This is a genomic window from Kineothrix alysoides (assembly GCF_000732725.1).
GTDB classification, from domain to species: domain Bacteria; phylum Bacillota; class Clostridia; order Lachnospirales; family Lachnospiraceae; genus Kineothrix; species Kineothrix alysoides.
Window position 1 is genome coordinate 1,184,693 of sequence record NZ_JPNB01000001.1, and the last position, 22,576, is coordinate 1,207,268.

The 22,576-nt window shown below is 42.8% G+C and carries 14 protein-coding genes, 2 tRNA genes and 3 rRNA genes; 17 read left to right on the plus strand and 2 right to left on the minus strand.

Translation table 11 applies throughout. The features are described from left to right. Window positions 1-444: 444 nt before the first annotated feature. From CC90_RS0105610 to CC90_RS0105635, 6 genes are all read left to right on the plus strand, one after another. Window positions 445-1,976, plus strand: a 16S ribosomal RNA gene (locus tag CC90_RS0105610). 221 nt (window positions 1,977-2,197) lie between these two features. Next, window positions 2,198-2,315 (plus strand): 5S ribosomal RNA (gene rrf, locus CC90_RS0105615). Window positions 2,316-2,382: 67 nt separating this feature from the next. After that, window positions 2,383-2,456 (plus strand) — tRNA-Ile (locus CC90_RS0105620). Window positions 2,457-2,490: 34 nt separating this feature from the next. Next, a tRNA-Ala gene (locus CC90_RS0105625) sits at window positions 2,491-2,563 on the plus strand. Window positions 2,564-2,923: 360 nt separating this feature from the next. Next, window positions 2,924-5,849: ribosomal RNA gene (locus CC90_RS0105630) — 23S ribosomal RNA — on the plus strand. Together the 16S, 23S and 5S rRNA genes with 2 tRNA genes alongside form the textbook arrangement of a ribosomal RNA operon. Window positions 5,850-6,465: 616 nt before the next feature. Next, window positions 6,466-7,518 (plus strand): type IV pilus twitching motility protein PilT, encoded by a 1,053-nt coding sequence (locus CC90_RS0105635; RefSeq protein WP_031389829.1) that lies wholly within the window; start codon window positions 6,466-6,468, stop codon window positions 7,516-7,518. Window positions 7,519-7,984: 466 nt separating this feature from the next. On the opposite strand, the gene CC90_RS0105640 is transcribed toward CC90_RS0105635, so the two are convergent. Further along, window positions 7,985-8,200 carry a helix-turn-helix domain-containing protein gene (locus tag CC90_RS0105640; protein ID WP_035315465.1) on the minus strand — a complete coding sequence of 72 codons (216 nt, stop codon included), beginning with the start codon at window positions 8,198-8,200 and terminating at the stop codon, window positions 7,985-7,987. Between the two features lie 301 nt (window positions 8,201-8,501). Further along, on the minus strand, window positions 8,502-8,813 hold the full coding sequence (locus CC90_RS22130; RefSeq protein WP_035315188.1) for a helix-turn-helix domain-containing protein: 312 nt from the start codon (window positions 8,811-8,813) through the stop codon (window positions 8,502-8,504). A 137-nt stretch (window positions 8,814-8,950) separates the two neighbouring features. Between CC90_RS22130 and CC90_RS24170 the strand changes: the two genes are divergently transcribed. From CC90_RS24170 to CC90_RS0105695, 11 genes are all read left to right on the plus strand, one after another. Continuing rightward, entirely contained in the window at window positions 8,951-9,094 is a 144-nt protein-coding gene (locus tag CC90_RS24170; RefSeq protein ID WP_157837532.1) for a helix-turn-helix transcriptional regulator, read from the plus strand. A 292-nt stretch (window positions 9,095-9,386) separates the two neighbouring features. After that, the gene (locus tag CC90_RS0105650) at window positions 9,387-11,078 is read left to right on the plus strand and encodes a GspE/PulE family protein (protein ID WP_031389832.1); all 1,692 of its coding nucleotides are present in this window, start codon (window positions 9,387-9,389) and stop codon (window positions 11,076-11,078) included. A 26-nt stretch (window positions 11,079-11,104) separates the two neighbouring features. Beyond that, on the plus strand, window positions 11,105-12,319 hold the full coding sequence (locus CC90_RS0105655; RefSeq protein WP_031389833.1) for a type II secretion system F family protein: 1,215 nt from the start codon (window positions 11,105-11,107) through the stop codon (window positions 12,317-12,319). A gap of 71 nt (window positions 12,320-12,390) precedes the next feature. Continuing rightward, a complete protein-coding gene (locus CC90_RS22945) occupies window positions 12,391-12,888 on the plus strand; it encodes a type II secretion system protein (RefSeq protein WP_051869302.1) in 498 nt (165 codons plus the stop codon). A gap of 51 nt (window positions 12,889-12,939) precedes the next feature. After that, window positions 12,940-13,698 (plus strand): prepilin peptidase, encoded by a 759-nt coding sequence (locus CC90_RS0105665; protein ID WP_031389835.1) that lies wholly within the window; start codon window positions 12,940-12,942, stop codon window positions 13,696-13,698. A gap of 13 nt (window positions 13,699-13,711) precedes the next feature. Continuing rightward, complete coding sequence (gene pilM / locus CC90_RS0105670) at window positions 13,712-15,319, plus strand: pilus assembly protein PilM (RefSeq protein WP_031389836.1); 1,608 nt, start codon at window positions 13,712-13,714, stop codon at window positions 15,317-15,319. Further along, window positions 15,316-16,029 (plus strand): hypothetical protein, encoded by a 714-nt coding sequence (locus CC90_RS0105675; RefSeq protein WP_031389837.1) that lies wholly within the window; start codon window positions 15,316-15,318, stop codon window positions 16,027-16,029. Before pilM ends, CC90_RS0105675 begins: the two co-directional genes overlap by 4 nt. Window positions 16,030-16,107: 78 nt before the next feature. Further along, a complete protein-coding gene (locus tag CC90_RS22950; protein WP_031389838.1) occupies window positions 16,108-17,526 on the plus strand; it encodes a prepilin-type N-terminal cleavage/methylation domain-containing protein in 1,419 nt (472 codons plus the stop codon). Then, on the plus strand, window positions 17,519-19,774 hold the full coding sequence (locus tag CC90_RS0105685) for a hypothetical protein (RefSeq protein WP_031389839.1): 2,256 nt from the start codon (window positions 17,519-17,521) through the stop codon (window positions 19,772-19,774). Before CC90_RS22950 ends, CC90_RS0105685 begins: the two co-directional genes overlap by 8 nt. A gap of 15 nt (window positions 19,775-19,789) precedes the next feature. After that, window positions 19,790-20,284: a prepilin-type N-terminal cleavage/methylation domain-containing protein gene (locus CC90_RS22145; RefSeq protein ID WP_035315190.1), complete on the plus strand. Its 495-nt coding sequence runs from the start codon at window positions 19,790-19,792 to the stop codon at window positions 20,282-20,284. Window positions 20,285-20,304: 20 nt separating this feature from the next. Then, window positions 20,305-22,557 carry a PilW family protein gene (locus CC90_RS0105695; RefSeq protein ID WP_031389840.1) on the plus strand — a complete coding sequence of 751 codons (2,253 nt, stop codon included), beginning with the start codon at window positions 20,305-20,307 and terminating at the stop codon, window positions 22,555-22,557. Window positions 22,558-22,576 lie beyond the last annotated feature (19 nt).

A 22,576-nucleotide genomic window follows, 5' to 3' on the forward strand; every position in this document is an offset into this window, starting at 1 on the left:
AGTAGTCTGTCATTGTTTTTAGGGATGCTTTTAGGGATGTTTTCATAATTTATATTTCGTGAAAATCTCGTAAAATGGGCTTTTTTGTATAATGTTCAAAAAATTTGTAAAATTTATTAGATTTATGATTGACATTTGCATTTGAGAATGATATACTCATTTTCGTTGCCGATGAAGAAATGACAGAGCGGCAGCGAGCAGAACCTTGACAAGTAAACAGTAATACAACCCTGAAAATTCTGAAATACCTGCACGGCTCGAAAGAGCAAGAAGCAGGAAATGAATGAAAATTCAGAGAACGGCATCCGAAAGGATGCAACCTAAAAAAACAGTAAAGAAGTCGTAACGAGTAGAGAACACTCGCATCAAAGCACCGCAAGGAGCAGAGATGATGACTACGGGAAAAGATTAGCCAATGTTAATCTTGGATCGGAGAGAACTTTTCAACATGAGAGTTTGATCCTGGCTCAGGATGAACGCTGGCGGCGTGCCTAACACATGCAAGTCGAACGGAGTAATTAAGCGGAAGTCTTCGGATGGAAGCTTAGCTACTTAGTGGCGGACGGGTGAGTAACGCGTGGGCAACCTGCCCTGTACCGGGGGATAACACTTAGAAATAGGTGCTAATACCGCATAAGCGCACGGTCTCGCATGAGACAGTGTGAAAAACTCCGGTGGTACAGGATGGACCCGCGTCTGATTAGCTAGTTGGTGGGGTAGAGGCCTACCAAGGCGACGATCAGTAGCCGGCCTGAGAGGGTGACCGGCCACATTGGGACTGAGACACGGCCCAAACTCCTACGGGAGGCAGCAGTGGGGAATATTGCACAATGGGGGAAACCCTGATGCAGCGACGCCGCGTGAGTGAAGAAGTATTTCGGTATGTAAAGCTCTATCAGCAGGGAAGAAAATGACGGTACCTGACTAAGAAGCCCCGGCTAACTACGTGCCAGCAGCCGCGGTAATACGTAGGGGGCAAGCGTTATCCGGATTTACTGGGTGTAAAGGGAGCGTAGACGGCAGGGCAAGTCTGAAGTGAAAGCCCGGGGCTCAACCCCGGGACTGCTTTGGAAACTGTCCAGCTGGAGTGCAGGAGAGGTAAGTGGAATTCCTAGTGTAGCGGTGAAATGCGTAGATATTAGGAGGAACACCAGTGGCGAAGGCGGCTTACTGGACTGTAACTGACGTTGAGGCTCGAAAGCGTGGGGAGCAAACAGGATTAGATACCCTGGTAGTCCACGCCGTAAACGATGATTACTAGGTGTCGGGGGCTATTAGACCTTCGGTGCCGCAGCAAACGCAATAAGTAATCCACCTGGGGAGTACGTTCGCAAGAATGAAACTCAAAGGAATTGACGGGGACCCGCACAAGCGGTGGAGCATGTGGTTTAATTCGAAGCAACGCGAAGAACCTTACCAAGTCTTGACATCCCAATGACAGCATATGTAATGTATGTTCCCTTCGGGGCATTGGAGACAGGTGGTGCATGGTTGTCGTCAGCTCGTGTCGTGAGATGTTGGGTTAAGTCCCGCAACGAGCGCAACCCTTATCTTTAGTAGCCAGCAGTAAGATGGGAACTCTAGAGAGACTGCCGGGGATAACCCGGAGGAAGGTGGGGATGACGTCAAATCATCATGCCCCTTATGATTTGGGCTACACACGTGCTACAATGGCGTGAACAGAGGGAAGCGAAGGGGTGACCTGGAGCAAATCCCAAAAAACACGTCTCAGTTCGGATTGTAGTCTGCAACTCGACTACATGAAGCTGGAATCGCTAGTAATCGCGAATCAGAATGTCGCGGTGAATACGTTCCCGGGTCTTGTACACACCGCCCGTCACACCATGGGAGTCGGAAATGCCCGAAGTCTGTGACCTAACCCGCAAGGGGAGGAGCAGCCGAAGGCAGGTCTGATAACTGGGGTGAAGTCGTAACAAGGTAGCCGTATCGGAAGGTGCGGCTGGATCACCTCCTTTCTAAGGAAGAAGAAGTAAGGGTTGTATTACTGTTTAGCTGTTAAGGAAGTGGAATGAGTAATGAGTAAAGAACACTCATAACGAGTAGAGAACACTCGGAATGAGTAGAGAACACTCGTAATGAGTAAAAAATACTCATAGGACACTCAGGACACTTAAGAAAGATGATATCCTGGAGGGCGAGAGCCTAAGGGAAGAAGTCAAGGAAGCTAAGAAAAGATTCTGGTGGCGATGCGCTTAGGGGAGACACCCGTTCTCATCCCGAACACGAAGGTTAAGACTTAAGCGGCCGATGGTACTATGCTGGAGACGGCATGGGAGAGCAGGTGGCTGCCAGAATAAAACAAGTAAAAAAGACTTGTAAAAAGAATAAAGAGCAAAGTGAAGGCTGTAAAGACTTGACTTTGGGCTTATAGCTCAGCCGGTTAGAGCGCACGCCTGATAAGCGTGAGGTCGGTGGTTCGAGTCCACTTAAGCCCACTGGCGGATGCACGAGACTGTGGCTGCCAGAAACGGGGGCATAGCTCAGTTGGGAGAGCACCTGCCTTGCAAGCAGGGGGTCGAGAGTTCGAATCTCTCTGTCTCCATCGTCGAAGGACTGTAACAAGTAAGAACTACTCCTCGTGAGTACGGAATACTTGGAACTATACAAGAAAGCGACGGAAAAAGGGAAGGAAGCAAGCATTGTTCCTTGCCGGAAAAGAACCGTACCTTGAAAACCGAATACCGAAAAACAATCAAGTATCAAAGACATCCGAGGTTCATCCGAAAGGATGACCAACAAGTAGAGACCACTTGAAAAAGTGAAGGACACTTGTATTTATAAATGTTAGAGACAACAAGTCTGACGAAAGTCAGATGCTGAACGAGTAAAGAACACTCGTAAGAGTGGAACTGCTCGCAGAAGCAGACCAGCCTGCGTTCCTCACGCTAGAGGGACGAGAAGAGGTTAAGCAAGAAAGAGCACAGGGTGGATGCCTTGGCACTGAGAGCCGAAGAAAGACGTGATAAGCTGCGAAAAGCTGCGGGGAGGAGCAAATATCCTTAGATCCGCAGATATCTGAATGGGGAGACCCACATAAGAAGACCTTATGTATCCCTGCATGAATCCATAGTGCAGGGAAGGGAACCCGGTGAACTGAAACATCTAAGTAGCCGGAGGAGAAGAAAACAACAGTGATTTCCGAAGTAGCGGCGAGCGAACCGGAAGGAGCCCAAACCGGAGTGCGTGCACTCCGGGGTTCGGACCGCATCAACTGATTCAGGAAGGGTAACGGAATGGTCCTGGAAAGACCAGCCAGAGAGGGTGAGAGCCCCGTACGTGAAACCAGACCTGACAGAGCGGTATCCAGAGTACCACGAGACACGAGAAACCTTGTGGGAATATGCGGGGACCACCCCGTAAGGCTAAATACTACTCAGTGACCGATAGCGCATAGTACTGTGAAGGAAAGGTGAAAAGGACCCCGGGAGGGGAGTGAAAGAGAACCTGAAACCCTGTGTTTACAAGCTGTGGGACCACGTTAAGGTGGGACCGCGTACTTTTTGTAGAACGGTCCGGCGAGTTGTGCATACTGGCAAGGTTAAGCACTTAAGGTGTGGAGCCGAAGGGAAACCGAGCCTTAATAGGGCGCAAGTTAACTAAGTTAACTTTTAGTCAGTATGTGCAGACCCGAAACCGGGTGATCTATCCATGTCCAGGTTGAAGTTGCCGTAAAAGGCAATGGAGGACCGAACGCACATCCGTTGAAAAGGGTGGCGATGAGGTGTGGATAGGGGAGAAATTCCAATCGAACCCGGAGATAGCTGGTTCTCCTCGAAATAGCTTTAGGGCTAGCCTCATAAAGAGTCTTGCGGAGGTAGAGCACTGAATACCCTAGGGGGCGTCAAAGCTTACCGAAGGTTATCAAACTCCGAATGCCGTGAAGATGTTATATGGGAGTCAGACTGCACGAGATAAGTTGGGCAGTCAAAAGGGAAAGAGCCCAGACCTACAGCTAAGGTCCCAAAGTGCGTGTTAAGTGGAAAAGGATGTGGGATTTCAAAGACAACTAGGATGTTGGCTCAGAAGCAGCCACACATTCAAAGAGTGCGTAATAGCTCACTAGTCGAGAGGTCCTGCGCCGAAAATGTCCGGGGCTGAAACACGACACCGAAGCTTAGGAATCATACGTTAAGTATGATTGGTAGAGGAGCATTGCTGATGCAGGGAAGCGGTACCGTAAGGAGCCGTGGAGCGTCAGGAAGAGAGAATGCCGGAATGAGTAGCGAGAAAGAGGTGAGAATCCTCTTGGCCGAATATCCAAGGATTCCAGAGTAAAGCTGATCTGCTCTGGGTAAGTCGGGGCCTAAGGCGAGGCAGAAATGCGTAGCCGATGGACAACAGGTGGAGATTCCTGTACTGCATAATGACAGAACTGTAGGGACGCATGTGGAGCGCATGAGCCGGGAAAGGAAAAACCGGTGCAAGCGAGGTAGGAGAGAAAGAGGCAAATCCCTTTCTCAATCCAAAGGCGTGATGCGGAGCGAAATAAAGTAGCGAAGCATGCAAGCCATGTGCCAAGAAAAGCTGCTATTGTTCATTATGTACCCGTACCGTAAACCGACACAGGTGGATGAGGAGAGAATCCTAAGGCCGGCGGGAGAAGCATTGTCAAGGAACTCGGCAAAATGACCCCGTAACTTCGGGAGAAGGGGTGCCCCAGAAATGGGGCCGCAGAGAATAGGCTCAAGCAACTGTTTAGCAAAAACACAGGTCTATGCAAAACCGAAAGGTGAAGTATATGGGCTGACGCCTGCCCGGTGCTGGAAGGTTAAGAGGAGAGGTTAACACGAACTTGTTCGTGTGAAGCCTTGAATTTAAGCCCCAGTAAACGGCGGCCGTAACTATAACGGTCCTAAGGTAGCGAAATTCCTTGTCGGGTAAGTTCCGACCCGCACGAAAGGCGTAATGATTTGAGCGCTGTCTCGACAATGCACCCGGTGAAATTGAAGTACCAGTGAAGATGCTGGTTACCTGCGCCAGGACGGAAAGACCCCATGGAGCTTTACTCCAGCTTGATACTGGGATTCGATGCTGTATGTACAGGATAGGTGGGAGGCAATGAAGTGGAGACGCCAGTTTCCATGGAGCCAATGTTGGGATACCACCCTTGCAGTATTGGATTTCTAACCGAGGGCCATGAATCTGGCCCCGGGACAATGTCTGGCGGGGAGTTTGACTGGGGCGGTCGCCTCCGAAAGGGTATCGGAGGCGCTCAAAGGTTCCCTCAGAATGGTCGGAAACCATTCGCAGAGTGCAAAGGCATAAGGGAGCTTGACTGCGACACCGACGGGTGGAGCAGGTAGGAAACTAGGACTTAGTGATCCGGTGGTATAAAGTGGGATTGCCATCGCTCAACGGATAAAAGCTACCCTGGGGATAACAGGCTTATCACTCCCAAGAGTTCACATCGACGGAGTGGTTTGGCACCTCGATGTCGGCTCATCGCATCCTGGGGCTGTAGTAGGTCCCAAGGGTTGGGCTGTTCGCCCATTAAAGCGGTACGCGAGCTGGGTTCAGAACGTCGTGAGACAGTTCGGTCCCTATCCGGCGCAGGCGTAGGATATCTGAGAGGAGCTGTCCTTAGTACGAGAGGACCGGGATGGACGGACCGCTGGTGTATCTGTTAGGTACCAGACCTATGGCAGAGTAGCCAAGTCCGGCAGGGATAAACGCTGAAGGCATCTAAGCGTGAAGCCCCCCTCAAGATGAGATATCCCCACGAGCAATCGTGTTAAGACCCCTTGGAGAGTACGAGGTAGATAGGCTTAAGGTGGAAGCGCAGCAATGCGTGCAGCTGATAAGTACTAATCGGTCGAGGGCTTATCCTTGTAAGGCTGGTGAATGAGTAATGAGTAAAAGACACTCATAATGAGTAGAAAACACTCATAGAATACTCCTAGTGAGTAGAGAGCACTCATAAGAGACAAGAAAGAAACGGATGAAAGAGATATGAGAAAGTAAGGGTGGATTCCTGAAAGGGAAGAAGCTCATTGGTATTCGGTTTTGAGGGTATGGCCCCTTAAAATTAAATAATAATATTCAGTTAAAATAGAGACTATCACATTTGTGGTAGTTTTTTTATTTTATCTGAGGTCTGATTTTTAAAGAATAATCTTATCCCTGAAGAAGAATAGTATTAGGAAATTGACTTGCTCGAGTTTGGTCACAACGGTGAAGGAGATTGTAGTCATTGATAAGAATATGCTGACATGATAGAAATGCAGAGATTTAAAAATCACCTACCTGTTTGGAGCAGGAAGTAATTGACGAATTTGTGTAAGCAGTTTATATTGAAATTAGTGGAGATGTATTAGTTACATGGAGCTTCGCTGTTTCTTTTAAAACTTTTGTTCCTGTCTTGACAGTCGAATATGTCTATGGAATACACTTCAGGCAGATTTTTTAACTTTACGGTAAAATAAATACGGAAAGAGAGATTTTAAGATGCCCACAATTGAGGAGATATTGGTAAAAGCGAAAGAGGCCAAGGCTTCTGATGTCCATATTACGGTAGGAATACCTCCCAAGATGCGTGTAAATGGTAAATTGCTGACAATGAATTATGAACGTATGCTTCCTAACGATACAAAAGTAATTGCTGATAGCATTATGAGTCCTGACCAGCGACTTAAGTTCGGGGAAAAGGGAGAACACGATATGTCTTTTTCTATTCCGAATCTCGGACGCTACCGTGTAAATGTTTTTAAGCAAAGAGGCTCGGTGGCTTTGGCATTCCGTCTCGTTGAAACAGAGATACCATCTCCGGAGGCTTTAGGAGTGCCGACATCAGTCGTTGACCTTTACCAGAGGAAGAGAGGATTGGTACTCGTTACAGGTCCTACAGGAAGCGGAAAATCCACTACTTTAGCGGCAATCATTGATAAGATTAACCATTGTAGAGATGCTCATGTTATTACCTTGGAGGATCCGATTGAATACTTGCACCAACATGATTTATCCATGGTGAATCAAAGAGAAATAGGAATTGATTCGGGTAACTATGCGAACGCATTGCGAGCAGCGCTGAGAGAGGATCCGGATGTTATTCTTGTAGGAGAGATGAGAGACTTTGAGACAATCAGTATAGCCATAACGGCTGCAGAGACTGGTCATTTGGTGTTCTCCACCCTCCATACAATAGGGGCAGCCAGTACGGTAGACCGTATTATTGACGTATTTCCTCCGCACCAGCAGCAGCAGATCAGAGTCCAGCTTGCCAATGTTTTGGAAGCAGTGGTTTCTCAACAGCTCATTCCTGTGGATGACGGAAGTGGTCGTGTAGCAGCATTTGAAGTAATGCATTCCAATCATGCAGTTCGTAACCTGATCAGGGAAGGAAAGTCCCATCAGCTTACGTCTGTTATGCAGACTAACCGAAAAATGGGGATGATTACGATGGATGAGGCAATCATTCAGCTCTTTTATGCCGGGAGAATAAGCCGTGAAATGGCAGTTCAGTTCGCACAGGATACTGAGGGCATGGAAAATAAAATTTAAACATTTTTTAACCGTTCCATATATTCGACCTTAACGTCGGATGTACGGAACGGTTATATCTTTTTGAGGGGGATTCTCCCCATTATTTCAATATAAAAAGTTAAAAGCAAATTGAATAAAGAAGTGATAGGTGGGTATGGATATATAATGACTAGTACAATCATATTCCACAAATTATCAAAAAGATAAGTATTGCGATTCCTCAACTTTCCTGAGAAATTCTAATTATAATTGTAATAATAATGACAACAATTCCGATGAATGTAAAGATTAGTTATACAACCAAATGGTTAGACTTTGTGTGCTCTAAATTGGATAACTTTACATGGGAATTCTTTTTTGCCTTTCTGAGTTTCATTCTAAGAATTTCGATAATTTCCTCCTGATCATCTTTTGATAGCAATCTAAAACCCGTGAAAAGTTCATCTTCAAGGCTGTTTTGGGCAGGGTATTTTATGATTGCGGATTAATGATTTTTTATATCAGTTTTTCCCAAAAGATAATCAACAGAAACATTAAAATATTCCGCAATTTTTAACTTAATTTCATCACTAGGGGTACTATTGCCGGTTTCATACATTGAAATTGTGGTTTTGCCCACACCGATTATTTTTCCTAATTCAGTTTGATTTAAGCCGACGGATATTCTTGACTTTTTAAGCCTATCTGATAATGAGTCCATATTTAAAAATCTCCTTAATTAACAGTTCAATATAATTGTATATTTTTTTTTAGTAAATAAAAGGATAGTTCAGTATGCTTGGATTACTTCCAGAATACATACTGAAAACCCAATAATATTGGATTTTATGAGGTGTCAGATGAATCAACTATTATTTGGATTGCATTGTTAAAGAAATGAGGCTGGAATATATTAAAAATATACGGATGAAATGTTAGATAAGTTAACATTCCATTATAGTATCGAAATATATTGTAGAGTGGTTTGTTCTTAAAAATAAGAGATAATTAGATAAAGAAAATTAATTATTCATTGATTTTGTTATCTCAATCAATGCAGATAATTGTTTATTTGTTAGATTAGTTATATTTTGTACTAATTCATTTTGTAATTCATTTTTTGAATGCGTAAAATTAGGTTCCTCTTGGAAAAAATCACTTAAGGAAATATTTAGTGCATCACAAATAAGACTTAACGATTCAACGGTAGGATTTTTCTCTCCAAGTTCAATTTGTCGAACAAAGCCTTGTGAAAGTCCGGCAAGATTAGCCAACTTATTAACTGTTAATTTTTTATCTGTTCGTAATTGTTTTATTCTTTCTGCTACATTCATACTTTCCCTCAAATTTTCATGTGATTAGCATAGCATTTTTTTATAATAAAAATAACTTCTTTAGAATTGACTAATTAATACTTTAGTATTATTATGTATTACAAGAGCATTATTAAAGATTATTAAAGATATAAAATATGAGTTTGGGAAATAAAATTAAAGAATTAAGAAAAAATGGCTTATCGCAAAAAGGTTTTGCCGATATTGCAGGCGTATCACGAGCATATAAAAGTAAAAAGAAGAAAAACGGTAGCCAACCTTTAGGATTATTATTCTTATAGCTAACGCGTTAATTATTTCAATGGATGAATTATTATAATTTAAAGGAAAATAAATAATATTAAAAGGATATTATAAATGGACGGGGAGAACATAGAGAAATATGTGCACGGAGAAAATAATGTCGATTAATGTAGAAATTAGTAAAAAATGATAGAAAAAGACAATAATATGCGAGAAATATGAGCAAAATACATATAAAAATAATTTATTAGGTTGAATTAGTTGGCAATGTGTGGTATTAATAGATGGTATTTTAATGCAAAATCAACAATATAATTTGAGGTACAATAAATGGATTTTAGAAAAAAGAAGCTGCGTTTAGGAGATATTCTTGTAAATAGCGGGGCACTGAGCGTAGAAGAAATAGATAAAGGGTTGGAGCTTAAGGCTCAAAGCAACAAACGCTTGGGAGAAGTCCTTGTGGAAAATGGCTTTGTAACGGAGGAACAGATAGCAGATGCCCTTTGTAACCAGCTTCGAATGGAGAAGGTGGAGCTTTCTTTAATACATATACCGGAAAATATACTGGGGCTGGTAAATAACTCACTTTTAAAGAAAATAACGGCAATGCCTTTTGAATTTTCGTCCAGAGATCCGAATGTACTCCGTGTGGCCATGGCAGACCCGATGGATATTAATGCAATTGATGATATATCTATAGTTACAAATCTAATTATAGAGCCTGTTGTTTCAACAACAAGAGATATCTTGCTCGCTATTGATAAATATTATGGCAGCGGAGATGTAATAGATGCAGCGAATAAATACGCGATGGAGAAGGAGAAACGTCAGGAGGAAGAAGATGTATATGCCGAAGACGTCAACAGTTCTCCAATCGTACAGCTCGTAAAGACGATGATTGAGCAGGCAGTCAGGCTAAGAGCTTCTGATATACATATTGAACCGATGGAAAGACAGGTGCGGGTCAGATATCGTATTGACGGTGCGCTTTATGAAAAAGCGAACTATAATATACGGCTCTTACCTTCCATTGTAGCAAGAATTAAGATTATAGGCGGTTTGGATATTTCAGAAAAGAGAAAACCTCAGGATGGCCGTATCACCCAGATTGTGGACCGGCAGGAGTATGATATCCGCGTTTCCGTTATTCCCATTGTATATGGGGAGAAGGTAGTTCTTCGCCTTACCTCCAAGAGTGGATTAAGAAAGGAAAAGAGCCAACTGGGATTGCAGCCGGATGCATTAAAGAAGTTTGACCATATATTCAGCAACCCTCACGGTATTATACTCGTGACAGGGCCCACCGGAAGCGGAAAGTCTACGACCTTATATACCGCACTAAGCGAATTAAATAATGATGATGTGAATATTATTACGGTAGAAGATCCGGTGGAGGCCAATATAGATGGGATTAATCAGGTTCAGGTCAATACGAAGGCCGAGCTGAATTTTGCTTCTGTCCTTCGTTCTATCTTGAGACAAGACCCCGATATTATTATGATTGGTGAGATTCGTGATACGGAGACCGCTACTATAGCGGTACAAGCCTCTATTACCGGTCACCTTGTGGTAAGCACCCTCCATACGAACAGTGCAGCGAGTACGGTAACTCGTTTGACGGATATGGGAATCGAGCCATATCTTATCGCGGACTCGGTAGTGGGTATCATTGCCCAGCGTCTCGTAAGGAGAATGTGTCCTGCATGCAAAAAAGCAGTATCAGCCTCAGAGGAAGACAGAGAACTGCTGGGGGCCGGGAAGGACGAGCCGCTGACTGTTTATGAAGCTTGTGGCTGTACGAAATGTGATAATACCGGATATAAAGGCAGAATTGGTGTATATGAGATTATGGAAGTAACACCGGAGCTTAAAAAGATAATTTCAAAGAGAAGTAATGCGGATCAGATTAAGGATCAGGCGCTAAAGGATGGAATGAAGACATTACGTATGGAAGCCGGTTTCTATGTGAGGCAGGGAATCACTTCCATGCAGGAAATGAAGAAGGTTTCGTTTGAACTTTAGTTTTGGTAAATAAGGGGAAGAGAGATATGGCTAATTTCGGGTATGTTGTGGTAGATGGAAGCGGAAAAGAAATGAAGGGGAGTGTGGAAGCGGACGGACGTGAAGTCGCCATTTCGCAGCTTCGTGAAAGCGGGTTGATACCGATAAGCGTAAAAGAGCAAGGTGTTTTGACGAAGGATATCAATTTCAATATCGGCGGAAAGGCAACATCCAGGGATTTAAGCGTATTTTGCAGACAGTTTGTCAGTATGACAAGAGCCGGTGTGACCATATTGGAGGCGCTGAAGCTGCTGGCGGAGCAAACAGATAATAAGATGATGAAGAAAGCGGTAAGCGAGACCCGTGCCAGCGTAGAAAAAGGTGAGACTCTCGCGGATGCAATGTCAGCATTTCCGAAGGTTTTTCCCAACCTCTTCATTACTACGGTAGCGGCGGGGGAGGCATCAGGAAGCCTGGATGTAGCCCTTGAAAGAATGGCGGTACATTTCGAGAAGAGTGCCAAGACACAGGCTCTCGTCAAAAAAGCTATGATATATCCATGCGTAGTAGCGCTGGTTGCGGTGGCTGTTGTTATCGTAATGCTTGTAGTAGTTATCCCTAACTACATGGTGATGTTCGAAGACATGGATATGGAGTTGCCGAAGCTGACGCAGATGGTTGTAGTCATGAGTAACTTTATACAAGAAAAATGGATTATTCTACTCATCTGTATTGGCGCAGCAGTTGCTCTGTTCCGCTGGTATGCCAAAACGGATGCCGGACAGCTTACTTTTGCACATATAGCCCTAAAGATGCCTATAGTAAAGAGTCTTGTTACGAAATCTGCCTCGGCAATGCTGGCAAGAACTCTTGGTACATTAATTGCGGCAGGCGTACCCCTAATAGAAGCGGTGGAAATAACTTCAAGAACTATGACTAACGTGCTTTTTAAAATGGCCCTGTCGGATACACGGGATGCCATTATAAGAGGCATGCCTCTTTCTGCGCCCTTAGAAGAATGCGGACTTTTCCCGCCGATGGTATATCATATGCTTCGCATCGGTGAAGAATCCGGTAACATCGAGGAGATGCTGCAGAAGCTTGCAGATTATTACGAGGAAGAGGTGGAGATAGCGACCCAATCGATGATGGCAGCTATGGAACCAATGATTATTATATTTATGGCACTGATCGTCGGTGTTCTCATCGGTTCTGTTATGGCTCCTATGTTGTCGATGTACGAGGGACTGGACAATCTTTAATACGGTTTAAATGCTCTTGCTTGTAGGGACAGGGGAATTTAACATAAAAATTATGAAAAAGGAGATAGGTAATGAAAAGAAACAACAAAATCACGAATAACAAGGGCTTCTCCCTTGTGGAACTTATTATTGTTATTGCTATTATGGCGATACTGATTGGAATTCTTGCACCTCAGTTTACGAGATATGTGGAACGCTCCAGAAGATCCACAGATATTCAGAACGTAGCCGCTATGATTTCTGTATTACAGATTTATGCATCTGATCCAATGATTACAACGAATCGACTGGATGCTGCTGCAGTCGCATCAAATAATACAATAACATTATCAACGACAGGAACTCCAGTTACTACAAATGCTGCTCTTACAGCAGCGCTGGGAACTGATCCAGCAGTAGGCGCTATGCAGTTGAAATCCAGTAACTGGACAGCAGCACCAGGGAATGTAGTATTGACAGTTACCGTAAACGCGAATGGAACAGTTGGTGTAACAAGCAATACAAGAGTGACTGATCCTACTACTGGTGAAGTTACCACGGATATTATAGAAGGTATCTATACGGATTAATAAATTGTTAATAAGTATTAGAACTAAAAACAAACAAGGAAAGGCATCCTCATGTCCTCAAACATATTCTTCTACATAATAATATTTCTTCTTGGAATCACGATAGGCAGCTTTACTAATGTCTGTATCTACCGTATACCTGCAAAAGAAGATATTGTAATAAAGCCATCCCGCTGTATGGGCTGTGGCAAACGCCTTAAGTGGTATGAACTCATACCCGTTATGAGCTGGATATGTTTGGGGGGCAGGTGCCGGTCCTGTAAAATGCCAATATCCGTCCAGTATCCTCTGATCGAGGCGGTAAACGGGATTTTATACATAGGCATTTATATGATAAATGGGCGAAAAGCAGAATCCCTACTATACTGTCTTTTAGCATCGGCCCTATTGACACTGAGTGTAATTGATCTTAGAACTTATGAGATTCCGTTTGGAATTAACTTATTTATACTGGCATTGGGGCTGATACGTTTAGCTTTGGATTATAGAAATTGGGAGTTATATGTTATCGGCTTCTTTACTGTCAGTGTTTTTTTAGGACTTCTCATATTGCTTAGTAAGGGAAAGGCCATAGGAGGCGGCGATATGAAGCTTATGGCAGCGGCTGGGCTGCTGCTTGGATGGAAATTGATTATACTTGCATTTTTAATCGCTTGTATATTAGGTGCTGTCATACACAGTATACGTATGAGAGTGATGAAAGAGGGGAATGTACTGGCAATGGGACCATATCTTGCGGCTGGAATCATGCTTGCGGCATTGTTTGGAAACACATGGATCAGCTGGTATATAGGATTATTGGTTAGTTGAGGAGGATTCGTAAATGGCGAAAATATTGGGGATTGAAGTGGGGGATTCATTAATAAGAATCTGTGAAACAGAGCTTAAATCCAAAAATCCTAAGATATATAAAAGCTTCAGTGTAGAAACGCCGGAAAATATTATTAATGACGGTATATTAACCGTAACTGGTGAATTGATTGATTTGTTGAAAAATTCATTGAAAGAAAATCATATTATGACAAAGCAGGTGATTTTTTCTGTCTCATCTACGAAGATAGCGAGCAGGGAAATCTTAATTCCTGAAATAAAAGAGAACAGGATACGCGATATGCTGGAAACGAATGCATCGGATTATTTCCCGGTGGATATAAGTAAATATTCGCTGTCTTACAGCATCCTCGATTCGGTGACGGCGGAAAGCGTAGCGAAGAAGTTAAAGCTCCTTGTTTTGGCTACACCAAAGCAAATAATGGAAAGCTACCGTGAACTGGCTTCCGGCTGCGGACTTAAGCTGGAGGCGGTGGATTATAGTGGAAACAGCATTTTTCAGGCAATCAGGCAGCAGTGTACTTCTGGGGTGGAGATGGTTGTAAAAGTGGATGAAAAGGCCACTTTTCTCATGATATTGAAAGAAGGCAAGCTTCTTATGCAGAGAACCGTTGCCTACGGAATCGATGAGACGATTGCCCTTGTATCTGAGATGAACGGTAATCTGTCTTATAAGGAGACGATTGAACTTCTGCGTACAGAAGATCAGATAGTCACAGAGCCCAGTGAAGTTCTTTCCGGAGAAGATGGAATCAGGAAGAGAAGGGTGACGGAATCGCTGGAATATTTAATAAAGGGTATTAATCGCGTTCTTGATTATCATAATTCAAGAAACCCGGCAGAGGCGGTACAGCAGATTGGTGTGACGGGAATCGGAGGAGAATTAAAGAACTTTGATATTTTGCTGGCAAATGAGCTTGGCATACATACAAAAGTGTTAAAGGGAATGGAAGGAAGCAATGTGGCGAAAGCTTTTGCTGATTCCAATAGTTATTTCGGAGAATTTATTGCCTGTGTGGGCGCTGCAATAGACCCGATTTGGCCGGTTGCGGAAGAGAAGAAGAACACCGGTAAGGACAAAACAAAAAATACGGATATGGATAAGCTATCAGGGCTTGTCCTACTAATTGGAGCGCTTGCTGCAATTGCAATTATTGTTTATTCTTTGGTATCTCAGGCTGTGGTTGTGCAAAAAGGCGATGACCTTACGGCAGAGATTGAAAGATTGAAGCCTGCGGAGGCGGTTTACATAAAATATAATTATATGAAGACGCTGGAGGGTGATGCCCTGACGATACAAGGACTTACAAAAAACAGCAATAACTATTTGAAAGAATTTATCGAAGAGATGGAAGAGAAAATGCCTTCGGATATCAGCATTACATCTTTGACAGGGGACAACACTTCCATTACGATGAACATCACAGTGGAAACCAAGGAATCGGCGGCCGCCATACTGGAAGAGTTGCGTTTATTCGACTCGGTAAGCACACTAGAGACCACAGGCTTGACAGAGGTAGTAAATGAAGGTGGTATTTCAGAGGTTTCCTTTACTGTAAGCTGCATATATAAAACACAGGAAGAGAGGGAGAGTCAATGAAGCTGGCAAAAAAGGACAAACAAATCATAGTAATGTTTTTGGGTGTATTGCTTATTTTTCTTTCCGTATATTTTATATTTCTTCCGATGAGAGAAAAAGTGGATAAACAAAAAGCGGAGAATCAACAAATGGAATTACGAGTCAATGAACTGGAACAGATGGAGGCTCAATCCAAGTATTATGAGACGGAAATAGAAGAGGCCAAAAGAAGAATAGAAGCAGTTTATGCGGATTATCAGGTTGATTTTCGTCCGGAGGATGCTTTCATGCTCGGTAAAGCATTAGAAGAATATTCGGATAATATGCGAGTGATGCAAATAATTGTGGATTTGCCGGGGGTTGTATATGATCCGATGGGTACTCCTGCCGAGGAGACAGTGGATCAGGCAGGGACTTCAGATCAGGAGCCGGCAGTTGCCGTACAAGATGATGCCTCCAGACCTGTATTATATGACAAGAAACTTACGCTCGGTCATGAGTGTACGGCACAGGGGGTAAAGGATTTAATCGACTATATCAATCTTAATACGAACAAATTAACAATAGATAATATAAGTGTGGCTTATAATGAGACAACGGGAACATTGATAGGCAAGACAATTGTTGATGTGTATCTTTTGCATAATACGGGAAGAGCATATGAACCGTGGCCCATACCTCAGGTAAATAAGGGGACCGACAACGTATTTGGTACGATTGAGCTGCCGTAAAACAATGAATAAGTTATTGATGTTTGGTTCGCTTACGCGGATATTTTGAGTCCGCCAAAGCGGACATGAGGTATAAAAATGAAGGAAAAAAGGAACAAGGTGAGAATTCAACTAAATAACCAGGGACTTTCTTTGGTGGAGCTCTTAGTTGCCATTATCATTCTGGCTATTATCGTAGTTCCGTTTCTTAATTCATTTGTTGTTTCATCGAGAGCCAATAGCAAGGCGGCATTGACCCACCGGGCAACAATAATAGCGCAGAACATTATGGAAGGTTTTAAGACAGATGATTTAGGGAAAGTCATCCGTCAATTCAGTTATCCGGAGAAAGGGTTTTCTATCATATCAAAGGATTTTCTGACGGACAGTACGGCAGGGAGCATATATGAAGCTACGGTGACCATAGGAGCAGATGGAGAAAATGAGTATATAAAGAGTGTTTTGGCTCAGGAAATTATGGATGCCAACCCTCACGATGAACCGGATGAGATTAAGGAAAAGTTCCTGAATATGAATGGAGTGGGTGGAACGGTAAGAAGAAGCAGTATTTTTTCCGAAAATGATGGTGACAACTATGAGTTTATCTCACAGGAGGATGGAAAATATTGCTTTGTTATAAAAGGAATACAATTGCAGGGCAGAGGATTCGATGCCATGATTCAGGTCGACAGCAGCAGGTATAGGGATGGCGGCCTTTTAAATGACGACTTAAAATACAATAATAAGAAGACAGTAAGATTAAATGGAACGGATACAAATAAAGATGCTATTTTCGTACAGAAGACAGATATGGATGAAGCTGCTTTGCATAACTTAAAGCTTACGAATCCCACATATACGGTGACGGAAGATAATGTGAAAAGAGAGATCATAATAACTGTCCGTAATGGTGGCAGTGCGGATAAGCCTATTCATCAGGTGAAAGTGAAGTATGTCTATACATTCCTTGAAAATAATACTGTTTATGGAGATGATAAAGAATACCTTATTTTCGATAATACGGAAACAGGAGAGAAGCTTCGTTCCATATATCTTTATTATCTTCCATGGTACAGCGCGCATATGGGAACATCTTCTACGGATACGATTACGGTAAATAATGAAGGACTACCAATAGATATTTTTGTCATAAAGCAGGAAAAAGGAGAGACCTCTGATTTAAAAGATAATGAAATGAATTATGCTATGACTCTGGACATAAAAAACAGCGCAGGTGGAGTTGCACATAAGTCTCTGAAGACAAATCTGGAAAACAATCTAGCCTCCCCTTATTTACCGGAAGGAATTTATTTACCCCCGCCTCATATTATATATCGGTTAAATGGAGCGATAGAAACAGATAAGTCTGTGCTGAAGCTGGCGGATGAAATTGTGGATAAACAAGCAGAAGATAGAATTTATGATATTCTGATCAGTGTTTATGAGGAAGGAGCGGCGGATGCTCAATTTAAAGAGGAGGCCAGGCTGGCGCAGCTTGCCGGCGGACGTAATGATTAGAAAAAAGAGTATAGCAAAGAACAATAAAGGTTCAGCAGTGGTTATGGTAATTATCGCAGTTGCTCTTGTAACTATTTTAGTGGCTATACTAATGATTATGTCCGCACTCAATCTGCAGATGAAGTATACGGAGCGAAAGGCGAAGAGAAACTTTTATACGGCAGAAATCGCGATGGAGCAAATCCGTGCCGGTCTGGAAGGAGAGGTTTCTGCAGCATTGGAAACGGCGTATATGAGCATTCAGCCAACCTATGCCTCTTACACTCCGGTAGAAAGAGAGACTAATTTTAAAAGCCGTTATGTTGCTTTGCTTAGAAAAGGCTTGAAGGATACTGTAGATGAGCGATATGCGCTGAATAGATTGGGTGCTTATTTGGATCCGGGCTACTTCGACTTGGGGGCCGGGGGCAACACAAAGCTGTCCTCTACAAGTGGATGTAAGCTGGAGGGACTAAACAGCGGTCTTGTTTTAAAGGGAGTAAAGATAGAATATACGGATGCAGAGGGATATCTTTCCATAGTAGAAACTGATTTCTGTCTGCTGATTCCCGATTTGAAGTTCTCGGAATATTCCTTGCTTCCCGACCTGTTCAGTTACTCTTTAATCGGAAGTAGAGGAATAACGGATAGTGCGGACTTAACGAAAGGGAAGATATCTATTGAAAACAATGTATATGCCGGACCGGATGGAATCGTCTTGCAGAAAAACGCTGACTGGAGCTTCAATAAGCTTGAGCGGGTAGTTTGTAAAGGAACAACAAAACTGGAGGAGCTTTCAACGCTGAAAGTAGAATCCACCGGCACTAAGAGCACAAATTACTGGACAGATAATATTTTTCTGAACAGCGCTTCCGCCAGTTTTGACGGAAGAATCTATGTTGCGGACGATTTGACGCTGAAAGGTGAGAGCAGCAGGGCCTTTCTAAGCGGGGAATATTATGGATATGGCAATGGAACGGAATTGAATGCGGACGGAACGTTGAAGGATAATGGAGATAAATCCAGCGCTATTTTACTGAACGGGCTGAACAGTACTTTAGATATGAGCCAGCTTAGCGGGTTGTTTTTATCCGGCCGAGCCAGCCTTGGAACCGGAGGCACGGAGATAGATAAGCCGGAGACCGGGAATCCTCTTTTATCCGGAATTACAGTGGACGACAATGAAAATATACCTATGGGAGAGTCTATTGAAATTAAGAGCAATCAGATCGCATATCTTGCTCCGGCAGAATGCATAGGAGTTTTTGAGGGAACCGCTTTGATCGGTAAAAACCCCATGTCTGCACAGGATTACAGACAGCTTTTGACATATAAGCAGGATACAGCCAATTATCCGGGATTTGAGGAGGTGTCCTATCAGGTTCCAGTGGAAAGTCTCGGAAGGACATTGAATGATTATAATGCTGACAGCAGCTTAAAGTTCCGCAAAATATTCCAGAAGGCGGGAAACGAAGTGATTGTCTACTATTACCTTGTACTGGATGAACAAAATGCTGGTATTTGGTTTAAGGACTATTATGCGGCACAGCAGAATAAGCTGGACACCTATATGAAGCGCTATATGAATGAAGTAAAGCTTAACGACAAATTGTCACGGCTTATTTTAGGAGGAAATATCGTAACTTATGACGGAGATGAAATAAGCTTATATAATGACGATAAAATTCTGACTGCGGAAGAATTAAACAAATTAAATGAAGAACAGCTTTCATACATGAAGACCTTTGCCGGACTTGGCTGTAAGCTGGTAGAAGATTATGATAACCTGAGCGCTGAAGAGAAAACAAGAGATATTTTTACAAATCTTGTAATGGAATCGGAGCTTCCGGTAATCGGTCAAGTGTATACGATGGATATAGCGGAAGGAAGCTCCTTCATATGCGGAGCGGTTACTTCGGGAGACTATGTATATGGAAAGACACAGCATGATGCAGGTATGTGTTTGATTGTAGCAGGAGGAGATGTGACGGTTTCGTATAATTTCACAGGGTTGATTCTTGCGAAAGGCACTATAAGAATAGATAATTCAGCGGGTGCTGTAACGATAAAAGGGAACAGAGAAAACTTAATAAAGATGCTCCAGCACCCGATTAATCCGGAAGGGGACACGATTATAAAGACTTATTTCAAATCGGGAGAGGAATATATCCTGGAAGGAACCAGTTTGCAGGCAAAAGATACAAACAGTTCCGATAAGTATATTAATATAACGGATTATGTACAGTTTGCTAATTGGAAAAAGGAATAGCAGGGGGGAAGAGCATTGCATGAAAACAAAGGGTTCTCACTGATAGAGATACTGGTAGTGATGGCAATTATCTCGATTCTTACAGTGACAGCTGCGGTCGGAATCCAATCGCTGGGAAATCGTCAGGTAACCAGGTGTATTGATAGTATAGAAACATATTTAGGGAAGACCAAGGTGGCGGCACTGGCCAAAAACAACAAATCATACATAGAAATATATCAGACGGCGGATGGCTGCATTATCGATTCTTATGTGAGCGATCATCTGGATAAATCGGAGAAAATATGTAATTCGGACATTGAAATAAGCTACTATAAAAGTGGGGGTATAAGGACAGTGCTGACGGAAACGGAAAGATTGAAAATATCTTTTAAAAGAGATTCGGGTGCGCTGATGTCCTTGGAGGGAGAGCCCGATACTGTTTTCTGTCAAAAGATAGAAGTGGAAAAGGGGACTATAACAAAAACCATCGTTCTTGTTGAAGCAACAGGAAAATTCTATGTAGAGTAGGGAAAGGATGTAAGGAAGTAATGGGAAAGAAAAATAATACCGGCGTAACGCTTGTGGAATTATTAATATCTATTGCAATTTTGAGTATTGTAGGAATTGCAGTATTCGGCTTTATCGTTACTTCATCCAAGGTATACGGCAAAGAGGTGACTGAGACCGATTTGCAGTACGAAGCCCAGCTCGTAATAAACCAATTACAGGATATGCTTATCGACGCGACCGACAGTGTTGTTTATAAGGTGACTTTTGATGACGGCACGGTGTTGGAAGTCACAGACGAAGAAGGTATAGATGAAGACAAGATACATGAGAAGAATATGTACATATATAATGAGAAGGAATATTACCAAATCACATGGGACAAGAGTGAGGAAAGAATTTACTATACCAAATATATAAAAGGTACTGATTGGGAAGTAGATTCAAATGCTAATCATGTCCGTATGGCAGATTATGTGAGTAATTTCCGGGCAGATATCTCCAGGCTGAAAGAAGATAGCAGTGTTGGATTTGACTTTCTTTTTTCTATAAATGATGTCGATTATTTTACTGCGCACAATATTACGCTGCGCAACCGGTCGGCAAGCGGAGCGGACAGCGATGGAAGCATTATCGTAAAAGAAGCGGCACAGGATAAAATTACAATTACCCCGGCGGCATTTGTATTATGGCCGGGAGATGGCGTGCACTTTACCCATAGTATTACCTCCGATAACGGGGGGTATCCGAGTCAGGATGCGGATTGGGACTTGATAGCTGACTCTGCCCCGGCTGAAAAGACAGTGCTGAAAGGAGACGGAACATTGGAAGTGGATGCAGAAGAGACCAATTCCAGATTAACCGTTCGTGTTACGGCAAGATATGGTAAGGAAAATGAGGACGGCAGTATAAACAAACCTTCTAAATCCGCGGAAGTTGGTGTTAAGCAGGTGACGGGTGTCGGCGTTGCCCTTACGGAGGGAGGAAGCTATACAGGATTGGGAATACAGCGCCTGATTGCAGGCAGTACTATGAAATTTACTGTAAACTCTATTGCAGGAAATATTTTTGTTGTGCCCGCTGATCTGGGAGCGGGAACAATCAAATGGTATATGGAAAAGGGCGGAGAATACGCTTCGGTAGATGAGAAGGGTATGGTAAGCATAAGCGATTCCGCTCCGGTAGATACGGTTATTCAGGTTAAGGCAGGATTTAACCGGATAGGAAGAGAATGGGCTTACGGCTACAGCAATGAGTATACAGTAGTAAGACTGAAAGAAAGAGGCGTTATTTATGTAGATGACGATTACAAGGATTATATTGCCCCCGATGAAGAGGTATGGTGGCCGGAGCAGCAGAAGGTAAATATTGACTGGTCCAAAATACCGGCAGAGCTTAAGACTTTCGACGGCGCAGCTCTAAGACCGCCATATAGCACGATATGGCTCATTTCGGTGGATGGCAGTAAAGAAGAAGACAACGATACAAAGGGCATGCAGGTGTTACCTTATAATGTTAATACACAAAATGAATATATGATACTGGACACGATCAGATCAATGGGCTGGAATAATAATGTTAAAATCGTAAAAATTACACTTGTTATATACAATACCCAGATAGGATGGTGGACGCAGGGGGAGGTATTTAGAAGTAATACGCTGACCTGGAATATACCAAAAGCACATTATCTATATTCTTATACGAAGGAAGGCCCGTATATAGATGAATTATCTGCGTTTATTACGAATGAAACTCCGGAAGCACATATATATTATCGTATTTATGGATATGCAAGCAATGAAATAAGAGACTGGGAGTACTTTGATAATCCGTCTGGCGGCTGGTATCAGGTAACAAACCAGGATTACTATACCAAATATTCTGAAGAAAAGCATAAAGAAAAGATATTAAAAACAGTTCCCGAGGATAAGATGATATATTTTCAACCGAAAAACACGGTATTCTCTGGATACTCGGTAATCAATCACAGAATATGGTCTGATTATGAAAATACAAAAATAACCGTTAATTTCAATAAGGCTAATATATACGCATCGGGAACGGATAAAACAGGATATTACGTACCTCTTCCGGGAACAGAAGCTTATAGGAACAGCGGCTATCTATACGGTGATTGCAGCTTTGTAATTACTGCGAAAAAAACAGTTAAAGGAAGTATTTATTATAAGCTGGAAGTAACAGATAAGAGTGGAAAAGAAGAAAAGAAAGCGATTGGATATTACAAGAGCGGTAATGACAAATGGAGTTCGGAAGAGCCTTATAAAGATTAAATGTAAGAGGGGGAAGATA